The 16,794-nt window shown below is 33.8% G+C and carries 15 protein-coding genes; 4 read left to right on the forward strand and 11 right to left on the reverse strand.

Annotated elements, in window-relative coordinates; genetic code table 11:
* Positions 1-171: 171 nt before the first annotated feature.
* Entirely contained in the window at positions 172-312 is a 141-nt protein-coding gene (locus ACE38O_RS00955; protein WP_182365798.1) for a hypothetical protein, read from the reverse strand.
* 68 nt (positions 313-380) lie between these two features.
* On the opposite strand from ACE38O_RS00955, the gene ACE38O_RS00960 reads away from it, so the two are divergent.
* Entirely contained in the window at positions 381-1,910 is a 1,530-nt protein-coding gene (locus tag ACE38O_RS00960) for an N-acetylmuramoyl-L-alanine amidase (RefSeq protein ID WP_374698761.1), read from the forward strand.
* 19 nt (positions 1,911-1,929) lie between these two features.
* Here ACE38O_RS00960 and ACE38O_RS00965 read toward each other — a convergent pair whose 3' ends face one another.
* The gene (locus ACE38O_RS00965; RefSeq protein WP_264719019.1) at positions 1,930-2,181 is read right to left on the reverse strand and encodes a J domain-containing protein; all 252 of its coding nucleotides are present in this window, start codon (positions 2,179-2,181) and stop codon (positions 1,930-1,932) included.
* A gap of 169 nt (positions 2,182-2,350) precedes the next feature.
* Between ACE38O_RS00965 and ACE38O_RS00970 the strand changes: the two genes are divergently transcribed.
* Positions 2,351-2,914: a NifU family protein gene (locus tag ACE38O_RS00970; RefSeq protein WP_182319735.1), complete on the forward strand. Its 564-nt coding sequence runs from the start codon at positions 2,351-2,353 to the stop codon at positions 2,912-2,914.
* Positions 2,911-4,137: a histidine--tRNA ligase gene (hisS, locus tag ACE38O_RS00975; RefSeq protein WP_374698762.1), complete on the forward strand. Its 1,227-nt coding sequence runs from the start codon at positions 2,911-2,913 to the stop codon at positions 4,135-4,137. Before ACE38O_RS00970 ends, hisS begins: the two co-directional genes overlap by 4 nt.
* A gap of 20 nt (positions 4,138-4,157) precedes the next feature.
* Here hisS and surE read toward each other — a convergent pair whose 3' ends face one another.
* The 8 genes from surE to rseP all read right to left on the reverse strand — a co-directional run bounded on the left by surE (position 4,158) and on the right by rseP (position 16,068).
* Positions 4,158-4,910 (reverse strand): 5'/3'-nucleotidase SurE, encoded by a 753-nt coding sequence (gene surE / locus ACE38O_RS00980; protein WP_374698763.1) that lies wholly within the window; start codon positions 4,908-4,910, stop codon positions 4,158-4,160.
* Positions 4,911-5,317: 407 nt separating this feature from the next.
* The gene (gene ffh / locus ACE38O_RS00985) at positions 5,318-6,661 is read right to left on the reverse strand and encodes a signal recognition particle protein (RefSeq protein WP_374698764.1); all 1,344 of its coding nucleotides are present in this window, start codon (positions 6,659-6,661) and stop codon (positions 5,318-5,320) included.
* On the reverse strand, positions 6,646-8,205 hold the full coding sequence (locus tag ACE38O_RS00990) for a proton-conducting transporter membrane subunit (RefSeq protein ID WP_374698765.1): 1,560 nt from the start codon (positions 8,203-8,205) through the stop codon (positions 6,646-6,648). The genes ffh and ACE38O_RS00990 overlap by 16 nt, the downstream gene beginning before the upstream one ends.
* A gap of 303 nt (positions 8,206-8,508) precedes the next feature.
* Positions 8,509-11,547 (reverse strand): WPE palindromic element domain-containing protein, encoded by a 3,039-nt coding sequence (locus ACE38O_RS00995; RefSeq protein WP_374699109.1) that lies wholly within the window; start codon positions 11,545-11,547, stop codon positions 8,509-8,511.
* A gap of 43 nt (positions 11,548-11,590) precedes the next feature.
* Positions 11,591-12,040, reverse strand: coding sequence for a 3-hydroxyacyl-ACP dehydratase FabZ (gene fabZ / locus ACE38O_RS01000; RefSeq protein WP_374698766.1), 450 nt, complete (start codon positions 12,038-12,040; stop codon positions 11,591-11,593).
* Positions 12,041-12,044: 4 nt separating this feature from the next.
* Positions 12,045-12,596: an OmpH family outer membrane protein gene (locus ACE38O_RS01005; protein ID WP_374698767.1), complete on the reverse strand. Its 552-nt coding sequence runs from the start codon at positions 12,594-12,596 to the stop codon at positions 12,045-12,047.
* Positions 12,597-14,951 carry an outer membrane protein assembly factor BamA gene (bamA, locus tag ACE38O_RS01010; RefSeq protein ID WP_374699110.1) on the reverse strand — a complete coding sequence of 785 codons (2,355 nt, stop codon included), beginning with the start codon at positions 14,949-14,951 and terminating at the stop codon, positions 12,597-12,599.
* 7 nt (positions 14,952-14,958) lie between these two features.
* On the reverse strand, positions 14,959-16,068 hold the full coding sequence (rseP, locus tag ACE38O_RS01015) for an RIP metalloprotease RseP (protein ID WP_374698768.1): 1,110 nt from the start codon (positions 16,066-16,068) through the stop codon (positions 14,959-14,961).
* 99 nt (positions 16,069-16,167) lie between these two features.
* On the opposite strand from rseP, the gene ACE38O_RS01020 reads away from it, so the two are divergent.
* The gene (locus ACE38O_RS01020) at positions 16,168-16,437 is read left to right on the forward strand and encodes a succinate dehydrogenase assembly factor 2 (RefSeq protein ID WP_374698769.1); all 270 of its coding nucleotides are present in this window, start codon (positions 16,168-16,170) and stop codon (positions 16,435-16,437) included.
* Here the strand turns inward: ACE38O_RS01020 and ACE38O_RS01025 are convergent.
* The gene (locus ACE38O_RS01025; protein WP_374698770.1) at positions 16,412-16,738 is read right to left on the reverse strand and encodes a cell division protein ZapA; all 327 of its coding nucleotides are present in this window, start codon (positions 16,736-16,738) and stop codon (positions 16,412-16,414) included. The genes ACE38O_RS01020 and ACE38O_RS01025 overlap by 26 nt on opposite strands.
* Between the last annotated feature and the right edge of the window lie 56 nt (positions 16,739-16,794).

Consider the following 16,794-nt stretch of genomic DNA (forward strand, 5'->3'; position numbering starts at 1 on the left):
GCTTTATTGACTTCATTTTGACTTGCTTCAGGATTTAATCCACAACTGTACGAACATTCATTCTTGAAGGTAAACTGCACAGCAAATGGTGTCATTCCAGTCTGGAATCCAGCCTTGCCGTAATCTCATCAAGAACATTGTGTTTTAACATAAGATCAGCCACTTTTATGCTTACCAACTTAGTGCCCAATCAAAATTCCTGGATCCCAGTGTCTGGGCACTGGGATGACATCCTTCTGGTAGGCTCAAATTGTAATGTTCGTACAGTTGTGGATTTAATCCCAGTATTTTAAATGCTTTATCTTTGGACATGTTACTATTACTGGACTAGTATGATTTTGTCTTGTAAATTTATTCAACAACACTACTCTAACTATATAATGAAAAGTTATCTACAAAGTGTTTATGAAGATGGTATGAAAATCCAACTATCTAAAATCAACAAATATTTATTAGTTTTACTGATTACTGTCTCAGCATTTCTCATATCTGGGCAAGTATCCAGTTCAAGCAGTATCGAGAATGATTTCCAAGATTTACAAGAAAAATTACCATTATTGAAAGATCAGGATTTGTTATTTTTAGATCCAACTTCAGCTTTAAATTATGGTGATAGAGCCGGTGAAAAAGTGCTAATGGTTATAGTTCACCATACTGAAACATCAACATTAAAAGGTACAAAAGATGCGCTGAATGCTAGAGGATTGTCAGTTCATTTTATTGTCGATAGGGACGGCAGCGTTACCTTAATGGTTCCATTAGAGAAAGAAGCATGGCATGCTGGCATTAGTTATGCAAGAGTTAAGATAGATAACAAGCTTGAAGAGCTACGGAAGCTTAACAACTATTCTGTAGGTATTGAAATTGTAAACACAGGACTTGAGCCTTTTCCGGAAGAGCAAATGAGGTCCGTTAAAGAGCTGATTTTATATCTTATGGAGCGTTTTAAAATTAAAAGGGATATGATATTTAGTCATTCTGAAATAGGAACTATAGTGCATGATCCAGAGCTTGGCTATACAATGCGTAAACCAGATCCACACAAATTGTTTGATTGGGAGTTATTAGAGAAAAATGGAATTGGATTGCACATAAGTGACAGAATAAACCCTAAAGATGCTAAACAGCAAATGGGCGAAATATTGTATAAAGCAGGTGATAGAAATGAAGGTATTTTGAAATTAAAACAAAGGCTGAACAGATTTTTCTATAAGATATTACCTTGGAATGATAAGAAAGGTAATGTAATTTTTTCTGATAATAATGCTGATTACTCAGATGAGTTTGATGAGAATTTTGTATGGGTTATTTATCAGTTTTCAATACATAATTTACCAAGAGAAATTAGAAAAGATTTACCTCTTAAATTAGAACAAGCAGATATATTTCCTGAATTCTTTAGTAAATATAGTCATGGCATTTCTTCTAGTTATCTAACCTTTAGTGAAAAAATTAAATCGACTCTACAACCATGTTTAAGCAAAGTAGATTATGAGAATTTATTATCTTCTCTTGCACAATATGAGAATAACATTTCTCCTGATGCATCTACCACTTTAATGCACAAAATTAAGTTATACTATGATTCTTATTTAAGATATCGCATATGGTCTTCACTCTATGGACCATTTAAGCTTAATGTATTGGAAGAGTTAGACATTTTAAAGAGTGGAGTGTTATCTTTAAAATCACTAGATAGCTCTAAAGCTGCAGAAGTTTCCAGTTTAATTGATAGCTTTAAAGTAGATATTTCTTTAGAATTTCAGGATTTTGAAAAACAGTGGTTTCAGGAGTTTAAGAATGCTTGGAGACAAGAATTTATACCTTCCCTGGAAGAACAGATAACATGGACTGCGCTACATGAAGCAATATTGGAGTATTTAGAAAAAGCAAAGGAAGAAATTTGTTAAACGAAAACTTTTTTTAAGATCATTTTTTCAGCAACCTATCACGTGCTGCGTTTAATTTTTGTGCAAAATATTCCGAGCCTCCCTTATCTGGGTGAACTAATTTCATTAAATTTTGATATGCTTTATTGATTTCATTTTGACTTGCTTCAGGATTCAGCCCCAGTATCTTTAATGCTTCATCTTTGGATATGTTGTCACCAGTGTAATTTTCAGTATAACTTCTACTGCTATTAAATTCGTTCAAAAACTTACTCAATATAGAGTTCATCATGAAACTTATGTTATTTTTTTTTGTCAGGAAAAGAAAAAATACAACAACGCTAGGCAAAATAAATATAATTACTATGAATACTAAAAAAAGAAAAAAGATGAATGACATGTATATTTTTTTATCATTTTATGATTAAATAGTAACAATTATAATTGTCATGGTAAATAACATGTTCATCCAGATTGAAGAAACACCAAATCCAAATACACTGAAATTTCTCCCTGGATTTGCAATTCTAAACGAAGGAGAAACGGCTGATTTTTCAAATGCAGATGAAATAAAAAACTCCAAGTTAGCAGCAAATCTTTTTCAAATAGAACATGTGGTAAGAGTGTTTTTTGGTCATGATTTTATTTCAGTAACAAAATTGGGTGGAATTAATTGGGATACATTAAAAGTAGAAATTTTAACTACAATCATGGATCACTTTACTTCAGGTGGAAAAGCGCTAGATAAAGAAGAAGTGAATGATCCAGATGAAGAATTTTTTGATAAAAATGATATAGAAATTGTAAATAGAATAAAAGAATTGATGGAAAGTCATATCAAACCTGCAGTTGCTCAAGATGGTGGCGATATCAAATTTCGTGGCTATAAAGATGGAATAGTTTATGTTGAGTTGCAAGGAGCTTGCTCTGGATGCCCAAGTGCTGCAATTACTTTAAAGCAAGGAGTGCAGAATATGCTGAGCTATCACATACCAGAGGTTGCGGGTATAGAGACTACGCTATGACTAATCAAACAGTTAGAGGAACGAAAGATCTTCTATTTGATGAATGGTACAAGTTTAAATACATAGAGCAAACAGCAAATAGAATCTCAAGTCTTTACGGCTTTTTGCCCGTTGAAACTCCAATATTTGAATACACAGAAGTCTTCACAAAAACTTTGGGTGATAGCTCAGACATCATCACTAAAGAGATGTATAGTTTCAATGATAAAGGGGGAAAGAGCATAACTTTACGTCCTGAATTCACTGCAGCAATTGTCAGGCTACTTATTGAAAAAAAACTGCAAACACCGATAAAATTATTCTCAACAGGCCCTGTATTTCGCTATGAAAGACCGCAAAAGGGAAGACAAAGGCAATTTCATCAGATAAATTTTGAGGTTTTTGGCATAGAAGATCCAAAAGCTGATATTGAATTGATATCACTCGCTCAGCACTTACTAACTGAATTTGGCATCAATAAAAATGTAAAGCTGGAGATCAACTCTTTAGGTGATGGTGAAACAATAACTAAGTATAGAGAAGCTTTGATCTTATACTTTACAAAGTATCAAAATGATCTATCAGAAGATAGCAAAAATAGGTTGATCAAAAATCCACTCAGAATACTGGATTCCAAGGATGAGAAAGATAAATCAATAATTTCTGATGCGCCTAAAATCAGCAATTATTATACGAAAGAGTCCTCAGATTTCTTTGAACAAATACTAAATGGATTAACAATTCTTGATATACCTTATACCGTAAACAATAAACTAGTTCGAGGTTTGGATTATTATTGCCACACAGTGTTTGAATTTGTTACAGAGGATTTAGGTGCACAAGGGGCAGTTTTTGCCGGTGGAAGATACGATAATCTAGTATCTTCAGTGGGTAGAAAACACACTCCAGCGATAGGATTTGCAGGAGGTATTGAACGCATAATGGAGTTAATCAATTATTCTCCGAAAGAAGAGCGACCTATTTACCTAATTCCGATCGGCAGAGAGGCTGATGAACATGCTCTAACACTTGCGAATGAATTGCGCAGAAATGGTTTATATGTAGTCTACGAATATAGCGGAGCACTTAAAAACCGAATGAAAAAAGCAAATCAAGCAAATGCTAAAGCTGCTTTAATCTTTGGCGATGAAGAATTGAGTAGTAAAACTTTAAAGATTAAAAAAATGGATACAGGTGAAGAAAAAATAATTGCTCGCGATAACACAATAGAAAACATCAATTAGGAGCAATGCAAATGTTTTTCTTAGTCAGCTATAGAAGAAAATTCGTCTGCACAAGAATTTTTCATAGCATTCAATGTATCATAATCTGTAAAATCTAATTTTACTGGTGTGATAGTAATAAATCCTTCTTTTATTTTATTTACACTACCACTGCCTGAGTGCTCTCGAGACCAATTTAAGCTAAAAGAGCCATTCGAATTTTCAGTAAAAGTTAAATCCCCATCAATGTTATATTCACCTTGTTCAGCAAATTCTACTCCTTTTACTTTTTCCGTAGCAGGAAAATTTACACTCATCACTATGTTTTTAGGCCAACCAACCTTAACTAGCTTGGCAATAACCTTTGGTGCAAAAACCTTTGTATTGTGCCAGTCTATTTTATCATGATAAACTTGGCTCAGCGCAATAGAAGGTATAGACCTTGCAGCACCTTCCATTACAGCACCAATTGTTCCTGAATAACAAATATCGTCTCCGACATTTGATCCAACATTTACTCCGGACAATATTAAGTCTGGTTTTTTATTTATAACTTTATTTAGCGCAATAATGACACAATCTGCAGGAGTACCAGACACACTAAATTCCCTTTCACTATGTTGGTTTATTCCAATAGATTGTTTCACTGGATAATCAAGAGATCTTGCAGCCCCGCTTCTATCAGTATCTGGTGCCACTATCCATATTTCTGACGCAAAATTCCGTGCAATCTCTTTGAGTAATTTTATTCCTTCACTTCCAAAGCCATCATCGTTTGTTATCAATATTATCATATACAATACTCAGCTATACAGTTCCAAATTATGTAAATCACTGAGTGTAAATAAACTCATAAGGCTTTAGGTTTCTTTGCATAACTACGGACTGTAACAAAGAACCTGCTGTAAATCAATAAGAAAAGATTAGGAGTGAAAACAGGTTGGAAAGTATATAGCTAAAGTGGCTTAGGTTTACCTACAATTTGAAAAACAACAAATTCGTCATTCCGCTACTCGTTAGCGGAATCTATCCGCGGCGGTATGACATAGGGAAACCTTTTTTGGGTTAGCTATAGTATTTCCTAAAATTAATAATAAATTTCTTGGCTAGCAAGAAGCTGTAAATTTTTTTGCGAGACCTAAGCCACTTTTGATATAGCTAAAGGTTTACTGACAATCGTCTCATTCCACTACCTGCTGACTTACTTTCTGCTTAGCATATCCATCAAATCAGATTCTTTGAGTTTACTATGGTCAACTTTACTGAACTTATTTACCACAGAGCTCATTTGATTATACTGCTTAATCAGAAGATTAACTTCAGTTACACTTGTTCCGGACCCCTTAGAAATTCTAAGTCTTCTTTTGCCATTTAAAATATCTGGATTTTGCCTTTCTTTTTCAGTCATTGAGTTTATGATAGCTATATATTTTTTCACTTTATTGTCATCTGGCACACTGCTACTTAGCTTTTTTGTGAATGAACTAGGAATGAATTTCATTATGTTGCTAATACCATCCATTTTATTGAGAGTTTTTAACATTCCCACTAGGTCGTTTAGGTCGAATTTACCCTTTTTTACTTTCTTTTGTAACTTATCAATTTCTTCCTGACCAACAATCTCAGCAGCTTTTTCAACCAATGAGACAACATCACCCATGCTAAGTATCCTTTTTGCAATCCTATCAGGGTAAAAATCATCGAGGTCACTTAATTTTTCACCACAAGCAATAAATTTAATTGGACAATCGGCGATCATTTTCATAGAAAGAGCAGCACCACCACGTGCATCACCATCAACACGGGTAAGAATAATGCCGGTTACACCTATTGCCTCATTGAATGATTTGGCAATGTTGACCGCATCCTGGCCTATCATTGCGTCGGCTACTAAAATAACTTCTGCAGGTGAAGCTATTTCCTTTACGGCTTTCAACTCATTCATCATATTATTGTCAATATGAAGCCTGCCTGCGGTATCTAGTATTAATACATCACAATTATCGTTCTTTGCTGTTGCCAGTGCCCTTTTTGTAATTGCAATAGGCCCCTCATTTATTACTATAGATAAAGTTTGTACGTCTATTTGTTTACCCAGCACCTCAAGTTGTTTCTGGGCAGCCGGCCTATAAATGTCTAAAGAGGCAAGCATCACTTTTTTCTTTTGCTTTTTTAGCTTTAAAGCAAGCTTTCCTGAGGTAGTTGTTTTACCTGCACCTTGTAAGCCCACCATCATAATCACAGCAGGGGGTTTAACTGCTAGATTTAAGTCACTTTTCTCTGATCCGAGAACTGCAACTAAATTATCCTGCACAATTTTAATTATCATTTGTGCTGGAGAAACACTTTTTATGACTTTTTCCCCAATCACTTTATCTTTAATGTCATTGATGAATTTTTTTGCAACTTCAAGTGAAACGTCAGCTTCAATTAAAGCTATACGTATTTCACGCATGGCAAGATTAAAATCATCTTCAGAAATGATGGACTTTCCTCTCAGTTTACTAAATACAGAATTTAAACTTTCAGTTAACGATTTAAACATAATAGCGTTAGTAGAATACTCATTAAAAAGAGAGAAGAAGCTGAAACAAAACTCACTGAGTTATAATCCAGCACTTCTTTAAGTTTAGTAATATTATTAAAGTATAAACCAGCAAGTGAATTAGTCAAGTTTTGCACTATGCTGGCAAATATTTCTCTAGTTTTAGAGACTAACTGATTGAACAGCAAGACAATATAGGGTATGAAAGCTCTAAAAGTCCAATCAACATCCATTTTAAAATTTATTCTCGGGTAAAATAACTTGCGTAAAGGAATAAACAATAAAGTGGTACATAATAACAAATTAAATTGCGACAAAATATTTTTTGTGTTGTACACAAAATCGAAAATCGAAGATTTATTGTAAATAGGTAAGTAAGGATTGCCAGTGATTACGCATATAAATGCTAAAATGATCATAGTCATTTTGCCCCCTCTCTCTGCTAAAGGTTTTGACTTACTTTTTGCAATAAATAAGTAATAAAGAAACTTTAGCCCCACGCTTAAATGAAGCAGCAAATTTAGAAGCTTATATAAATTTTTATACCCTTTTAAGGCAACAGTGTTCATTTCAATTTCAGCTGTGATATATGATTTACTGATAAATCCAGCGGTTCCAGGAAATGCAGCCATTGTAAGTATTGCGATTATAGCACACATGCCTTCCACTGACATCAGTTTACCTACTCCATTAAAACTAATTGTGTTTGTTCGTGAAATAATCGAATTGCTGACCACAAACAATAATGATTGATAAACAAGAGAGAAGATTATATGCAGTATCAAAATTGGTATTGCTTTTTCCGAAGGACTGAGCAAACTTCCTGCAATAATCAGCAAGCCCATTTGTCCTACAATATTATAGCATAAAAATCTACGAATATTTTGCTCAAGAGAAGCAAATATAATGCTGTAAATTGCAGTGATGGCGCCTACAAGCGCTAGTATTTCAGTACAATCTTGCCATAGGTTATAAGTGTGTAAAAGCATCACTAAAAAAGAGACTTTAGTGGTAAATAAAGAGAGATATGTGGTGCCATGTAGCGATGCAGCAGGATATGCATCAACAACCCAAAATGAAAAAGGAAAACAAGCGCAGTTTATCAATAAACCCAAAATTATCAGGTTAGTGCTTTGAAGTGCCAATCCTGCTATTAATATAACTCCAACGAAAAAGTGTACACAAGCGTACCTTATTGCAGGTTCACTATCTCTACAGCCAGCTGCGATAGTAAAAAATGCACTGACGGTCATTAATTCACAGAATATTATAACCAATATCATATGTTCAGATAAAACTGCATAAAGTGAACTAATAGTGTAAGCAGCAAAAGATAGCATCTCTGAAAAAGTCAAATTTTGTGCTGGTAGAACAGCTAAAAATGCAACTGATAAAAAAGATATTAGTATGGTACGAAAAGATAAATCAAAATCTAGAATTGGGAGAGACCAATTTACTGCAATGCTCAAATTTTCAGGTAATTTTAGGACTATAACTATTAATACAGTCAGTAGAAGTAACAGTGAAGATTTATAAAGTTGCACAATAATTAAAACCAATATGGTTTATGCTATCTCAATATATGAATAAAATCAATTTGCATATTAACCACTAATTAAACTAATTATCATATAATTATATCAGGGTTTAGAGGGTTATAGAGAAACCGGTCAGATTAGGTTTTTAATCTAATCTGACCGATAGCTTTAATAGTGAGGTAAGCTTTAATATAGCACTCCTAATTCATAACGCTACACTCGTGCATAATTCATTTTTAATTTGTGCACGAGCGTTAGTAAATTATTTACTTTTTGAAATAAAATTTGGCATCACTTTAATATTGAGACTTAGTAAACCTCAGTAGGTCTGCCAGTTGGGCCCATAAGAATTATTTGCTCGCCTTCTCTTAAGTGTCTGCATAAATTAGTGGAGCCGCCGATTTCAAGCACAATAGTGGAAATAAATCCTTTTTTTTTGTCTACTTCAGTGCCGGTTACGGCTATACCTTCCATAGCAAGGTTTTTATTATTGGCTTTTCTGCTATTGGTTTCAAAATTTTGCAACCTAAAGAATTGTCCAGGTTTAAAATTCTTTGCCGCAAGTGGTGCTTTGATCACTATTTCCACAACTTTGTCTGTTAAATATTGAACTTTTATAACCTTTGCAGTGAATTGCTCTTTGATTTTATTGAAAAATTCTTTGTTAGCCAGGTGTTCTGATATTATTCCAGCGCGTGACGCTTTAGTGTACAAATGCTGCAATTTGTAGGTAATTCGCATAGCAGGTGGTGTCATGCAAGTAGCTGACACTGGAATCCAGTTCTGACTATACAACCATCTGGTGTACTCATTCAAAATTAAGTTTTCTGGATCCCAGTGTCTGGGCACTGGAATGACATCTTTTTTGGTGAAAGTTACTCTTACATTACAACATTCATACAATTGTGCATATGACTCCGAGATTCTAGCTGGAGTGGCAGAAATGAAGCTATTAACTCTATTCAAAAGCTGAGAAATGATAGGGTAACCATTCTTAGCGCTTGCCATAGCTTTCACGACGCTGCCGCTATACGAAGGATGAAGATCACCAAAAAAGCTAATTGTTTTATTGCCTTGCTTATATACTAATATTCTGTCTTTATTCTGCATCTTAGGAGAAAATATTGGATCTATTTCTTTTCCTGATGAATTCAAATGAGTAAAATACCCATTGCTTAATTTAAAATGCTTTTTATCTTCTGTTGCAATAACTGTATTTGGCTCAGTACCTGCTGCTATAAAAATAGAACGTGCTTTCATGCATTTGATTTCGCCGGATTTTGTGTCTATTAGTTTTATTGATTCAGCATGATTATATTTATCCGTCATAACTTCAACTGGCTCTAAGTTTTCAATAAAGTAAATCCCTTCTGACAGTGCATTTTGTACCTCTTCGCTATTTAATCGATAACTTGGCGCATCTTTTAGCTCTTTTCTATATACAACTTTCACTCCTCCCAAGCTCTGCATTAACTCCAATATTTTTGCTTCTCTATTTTCTTTTTTTGCTAACTCTTGCTTTTCTCGGATCAATTGTGCGTGCAGTATAAACTCATTCGCAATTTCGCGCTCTTCTTCTGTCCAACCTTTTTCAACACAGTCCTTTCCATACTTATCAACTAATATCTCATAACGAAGAAGAAATTTTTCTACTTGAATCGGGTAATATGCTAAAGCTTCAGTAGCGGTATCAATTGCAGTGAGTCCCGCACCTATGACAACTACCGGCATGCGAACTTGTAGGTTCGCTATAGAGTCAAATTTAAGAGCACCAGTCAGTTGTAACGACATAAGAAAGTCAGATGCCATACGCACTCCACGAGCTAGTATATTCTTTATTTTGATCATTCGTGACTTGCCAGAGCCAAGTGCTAGTGCGATGTGATCAAAACCCAAGTTGAAAGCATCATCAACATTAATCGTGCCACCAAAACGAATGCCCCCATAAAGTGCGAAATTCTCACGTCTTTCCAGCAGTAATCTAATAATCTTTAAGTAATTTTTATCCCACCTAGAAGTAATGCCATATTCTGCCACTCCACCAAACCCACCTGCCGTGCGTTCACTCAATTTTTCGTGTTCAAAATCTTTAATTAGCTGGAAATTATCGATTAAAGGTTCAATCTTTAGTCCATCAATGGCGATAACGTTATGCCCATCATTCAACAAATGATGAGCTAAATTAAAACCAGCAGGACCAAGGCCTACAACTAGGACGTTTTTTCCAGTGTTTCTTTTTGGCAATGGACGCTGAAAATTTAAAGGATTCCAACGGCTGAGCAGAGAATATATTTCAAATCCGTACGGTAAACTAAGCACATCATCCAAAATCCTTGTTTCAATCATTGGCACATTCACGGGTTCTTGTTTCTGATATATGCACGAGTTCATGCAGTCATTGCATATTCTGTGCCCAGTAGCCGCACATAATGGGTTATCTATCATCACAATTGCAAGACTTGCTATGCTGTACCCTTCGCTTTTCACCAGATTCATTTCTGATATTTTCTGTTCTAGTGGACAGCCATGCAGCTCAACTTTTAGTGGGGACTGTTTAAAAGTATTGTCGTTATTAATTAGCCCCTTTGAGCAGCTGTCCTTATTTTGCTTATGACAGAATATGCAGTAGTGAGCGTTATCTAATGCTTTGTTCAAACTCACCTTTTTGCTTGTTAGATCAAAACCATATCGTCTTTTTACTTCATTTGAATACAGCACTTCAACTTTGTCCACTTCTTTTTTAGAAAATGGCATGAGGTTTTCGTGGTCGATTTTTTTATGAATACTGAATAATATACTCTGTTTATTTTTTACTCTCCACACTGCATATTGTGCCGCAAGTTCTATTTCTTCTTTGTGATTTTCTTTATCTTCAAACCAATGCATCACCTGCTCGGCAAAATTTTTTTCTGTTGTTGGCAAAGTGAGAAAATGACTTAGTTTGTTAGTAATATCTATATTCGCCACATTAATGTATTTCTTCAATGCGTAGCGTTGGACAAATAACCTTTTGCATTTATATATTACAGCAAAGTCGTTGTGTTTTTTCTTTAGCTCCTCTATTTCTTTTTCAATGTTGAAAAGTTTTGCAATGAACTCGTCAAATAAATATGAGAGGTCTATTATTAGCTGACTATCTGCCATCCAAGGTCCTTCTTGTTTTCCAGATCCCAGTGTCAAGCACTGGGATGACACCGGAGAGGAGACTGTTTTTTCTCTCACCTCAATCAATGAACGAAATAAATTTTCATCTTGGGATTTGACATAATTTAAGAACGTCTCATCTAATTTTATTAATCCATTGCGAGTATATAGATTCGAAAATGAGATGTTAAAATTTAGCTGCATTGCTATATCATACAGCGCATACACTGTTTTTTACAGATGAAAATTACCGAATTTGCGTGTTTTGCAACATAGCTAAAATCGTTGCTTCTGCAACCTTTTCTTCACCAACACACGCAATACACTCAAATTTACATACACTTAAACGTGTGTTTTTAACATTAGCTTGCAGAATCAGTGTGTCCCCTGGAGTGACTGGCTTTCTGAATTTTGCATTTTCAATAGACATAAAGTAAATAGCTTTGTTTTCTATTGTACCTTGACTTTCCTTACCAAGAACACATATAGCAGATGCTTGAGCTAGAGATTCAATTATCAAGACTCCTGGCATTATTGGATGACCAGGGAAATGACCAATAAAAAATGGCTCATTGAAAGTCACATTTTTGATTGCTTTTATACTTTTACCAGGATCACACTCTATAACCCTATCTACTAAGAGAAACGGATAAGAATGTGGTAGTATTTTTATAATATCACTGATATTAAATTGCATAAGCCTACTCGATGCCTTTTAAAGCAAATTCAGGTATTTCCTTGTTTATATTGTTTAATACCATATCCGATAAATCAACTTCATCCATAGAGTATAAAACTTGGTTCTTTTTTGAAATAAATAGTACCAAATCTATGTTGTCTTTTTCTGCCGTTTTTTTAGCAACTTCTTTTATCTTGTTAAAAACACTCTCTACTGCATCTCTATAACTTTCTTCTAAATACAACATTTTTTTAGCGTAATTATCTCTAGCACTTACAGTGTACTTATTAAATTGTTCTGTCTTTTCCTTTTTTGCTTCTTCTGACAAAAGGTCAAATTCCTCTTTTGATGGTTTGAATTTTTCTAACTCACTTTCGAACTCTTGCTGCAGCTTAGAGTTTTGCTCTTTTATTTGTTGCTGTATGTTTTGCAGAGCAAGGGATTCATTGATAATTTTATCGCTGTCGATAATAGCAGCTTTTGTGTTCTGAGGTTGATATTCCATAGACTTATATCCCACAAATAAAGAAATAACTAAGGCTATAACTGATATAAATGATTGTATATATTGCATTCAAATCCCCACTTCAATAGAAAATTTAACATTTGATGATGGTATTATATCATAAGATTCCTTTACTAAAGGAAACCCGAAATCTAATCTAAGCCTACCAAAAGGAGAAGGCATTGAAAATCCAAAACCTGGCGATACTCTTATAAGCTTACTATCGGTGTATTCCCCTTTATACCGCTCACCTATATCATCTAAACCAAAAAGTGTTGCATAGTCAACAAATAACGAACCTTTAATGCCAGCATAATCATATAATTTCGGTAATGGAAAATCCACTTGCTGTGTTAAATTAAAATAAGTTTTGCCTCCTAACGAGCTTTTATTGTTGTCTATTGCTCTTGGTCCGATACCAGAAAGATCAAACCCTCTAATCTCGTTACCGCCTTTAAAAAAGTGCTGGCCAATGTTTAGCTCTTCATCGGTATAAGAAAAAATATGACCTGCTGCTATCTTAAAGCGCAGTGTTATGTCATCGTCAATTTTACTTAATATAGGATGCGCATAAAAAGATAGAAATTCAGATTTTAGGAAATTCACGTTTCCTCCAAGTCCTGAAATATCCTGACTTAAGCGTAATAAATACCCCTCTCTTGGAGCGTATAGATTATCCAATTTATTATATGCCAATGTGTATCCCACTGATGAAATCATCTTTTCACCTTCTTGTGTCCTTATTATAGGAGATATATCCTCATCTTTCTTATACTTCTTACCTTTCTCATCCGTCTCATCTATAGTTATACGATTATACTTATAAGAGTAGCGAAGAGAGTTAGTTAGGTTCTCTATTATTTTATATGATAATTTTACTGAAAATCCCATATTACAACTGTCAAAACTACTATTTGGCTGATATTGAGTTTCATAAAATATGCTTGCACCTAATGATGTATCAGAATCGTTAAAGTTGTTTTCAACAACCTCTACATCAGTAGAAAATGAGTATCGATTTTTCTCAAGGTTAAAAGAAAGCTCTTTACCACTACCAAATAAATTACGATTTGTGAAATCAGTTTTTACAAATGCTCCGCCAGGAAAGGACATACCTCCTGCTAAAGATAATGAGGCAGTTCTTTTTTCTTTAATATTTAAGTCAAGATTTACTGCATTGTCATTAACTGCGTAACTATTTACTTTCACTGTTTCAAAAAAATCACTACTCATTAGTTTTTTACGTGATTTTTGAATCTCAGATATATTGTACGCATCACCTTCTGCTATACTTAGCTTACTTCTGATCACCTTATCTAAAGTGCGATCGTTACCATCAATTGTAATTTGATTTATATAAATCTTTTTACCCGGCAGCACTCTGTAGGTCACATCTACAACATTGTCACGTTGTGCATACTCTGGATTAACTTTTGCAAATATATATCCTTTCTCATTTAAATACTTGTTTATTTTTTCTACTGTATTATTAATTTTAACTCTATTAAATATCTTATCGTTTTCCTCTGTTATAAAGTCCAATATTTCCTCTTTTAGGCTTAAATCCTGAATTTCAGTTTCAATATTAACCTCATTATTTCCAAACAAATATTGCTGTCCTTCGTCAATCAAAAAAGTCAATTCTATCTGATTGTTATTATCAACCTCAACAATCGGTTGAATATTATTTTGAATATATCCCTTAGATGAATAAAAACGATCGAGCAATTCTGTGTTAATCAATAAATATTGTGGTGAATAACGAGTTCCGCCCTTAAACATGGCTCTAAATAACTTACTAAATATGTCATTACTATGCACTTTAATGGCTTGCTCTAGCTCGTTTTCAGAAAAGTTTTTATTGCCTATAAATCTTATATCCTTAATTCTAGAAGTTTTACCTTCTTGTATTTTAAAAATTAGATTGACCCTATTACCATCAAGCCTATTCAGCTCATATTCAACTTTAACACCAATCTTACCGTTATTTCTATAAGTAGTGACTAAATTCATTAAATCGTTTTGCAACTTTATTTCAGTCAAAATAGTTAGTGACTTTGACTGAATTACGTTATTTAGCAGCTCTTTGCTGTTAAATAACTTATTGCCTTTTAACATTACCTTGTTAATCAGTGGATTTTCTTGAATTTTTACTACTAAATTTTTTTTATCATCGATATAAGCGTTAACACTAGCAAACAACTTTGTTTTATATAAACCTTTTATAATCGAATCTATATCATCGTCGTCTACATAGCTACCAGGTTCTAACTTTATATAAAACCCTATTGTTTGATTGCTTACTCGCTCATTGCCAATGCATTTGATATCTTTTATCTGTACTTTTTCCTTATTTTCTAAAGCAACAAGTAGAGCGGGAAAGGAGATAAAAATTACTATTAGTATGTAAAATAGCTTTTTCATATTTATTTTAAAAAAGACTCCTAATATCATTCGAAATTGCAATTGCCATCAGCAAGAACAAAATGAAAGCACCAAAGGTAGCCTCATATTTTTGATATTTCAAACTTAAATCTCTACGTATAACTGCTTCTATAATATAACGAAATAAATGCCCACCATCCAGTAGCGGAATTGGCAGCAAATTGATCGCAGCTAAATTAGCTGAAATAATTGCCATGAAATACAAAACCATAATAAATCCCTTTTTAGCTGATTGCCCTGAATATTTTGCGATTTTTATCGGTCCACCTATTTCATTGACACTCCTTTTACCAACGATAATTTGAAAGATAGCTTTGATTGTTAAACACATAGTATGGTAAGTTTCACTTGCTGATAAGCTCACAGCCCCAAGAAAAGACGACTGCTTTAATGTATCAACTGAAATAATCCCTATAGTTTCTCTTTCTATTGTGTTGCCAAAAACGTCTTTGTCCTTGATTGTTAATGGAGTTAAACTGGTCCTGTGCTTCTCATTATTTCTGCTATACTCAATCTCCATTCTTGTTTTAGGATTCGACATTATCACACGCGAAATATCTTCAAAGTATTTTATTTTATGCTTATTGATTTGTGTAATAGCGTCGCCTGGCAACAAACCGGCTTGCTTAGCTGCACTTCCTTCAATTACATCTCTAATCACCGGTGGAGTGCGATAATAACCTGCTGTGCTAAAAAATATTGCAAAAGTTATAACAGCAAATATCATGTTTGCAAAAGGCCCTGCAAAAACTACTGCTGCTTTTTTATATCGCGGCTTTGTATGAAATGAATACAACTTTTCTTCTTCAGTTAATTCTTGTTGATTAGCTGGGACGCTTGCTGCATTAGTATCCCCTAGCATTTTAACATAACCGCCCAGTGGAACAGCACTTAATTTCCATCTAGTTCCAGACTTATCATTAAAACCAAAAATTTCAGGGCCAAAGCCTATAGAAAAAGATTCAACTTTAACTTTGCATGCTTTGGCAATAATATAATGTCCATATTCATGCACAAACACTATAACAGAAATGATTAAAGAAAATGACAAAAAATAATATATTCCATCACTAAATTGATGAGAAATTAATTCCACCTGTATGTTTAGATCTTAACCAAATGTTAAGTATATTAAAACATGCCTTACTTGACAAGCATTTAATTTGATTTTTAAATTAAAAAAAGTTTAATGACAATGATAGATACTTGCTTTTTAAGAAGAAAATTGATGTATAGAAGCTGGCACAGAGGTTGCAAAGAAACCGATATACTTTTAGGGTATTTCGCATTGAAATATCTTGATAAATTTTCCTTAAGCGAACTAATCGACTATGAAAAAATAGTTGATCTTGATGATTACGAATTATATTGTTACATAACTCGCAAAACAAACCTTCCTCCCAACTTAAATAGTGAGATAGTCAATTTAATTGCTTGCTTTAATCCTTTATGCACTCAAGATTAGTGATAATCTTATTTACCTTACCTAGTACCTCAGTATATTCTATACTTTTCTCGTTTCTATACTTTTCACGCTCTTGATTTACTTCATCCAACTGTTTTGTTAATTCCAAAATTTTATCCTCAAGAATTAGTGCTGCAAGTAAGAAATTTAATGCATCCGAGCCCTTACCTCCAGTTTTTTGAGACACAGAACTAACTAGCTTGTCAAAATTATTAGCAAGACGTAGTAAATGGTTCTTCTTTCCACTTTCGCAAGATATTTTGTATGTGTTATTACGTATAACTATTTCTACTACTTGCATATGGTGCTAAAAATTTCTATCGTACAGTATAAACTCAAACCCCTACTTTCATCTTG

It is taken from the genome of Wolbachia endosymbiont (group B) of Limnophora tigrina (genome assembly GCF_964263235.1).
Taxonomy (GTDB): domain Bacteria; phylum Pseudomonadota; class Alphaproteobacteria; order Rickettsiales; family Anaplasmataceae; genus Wolbachia.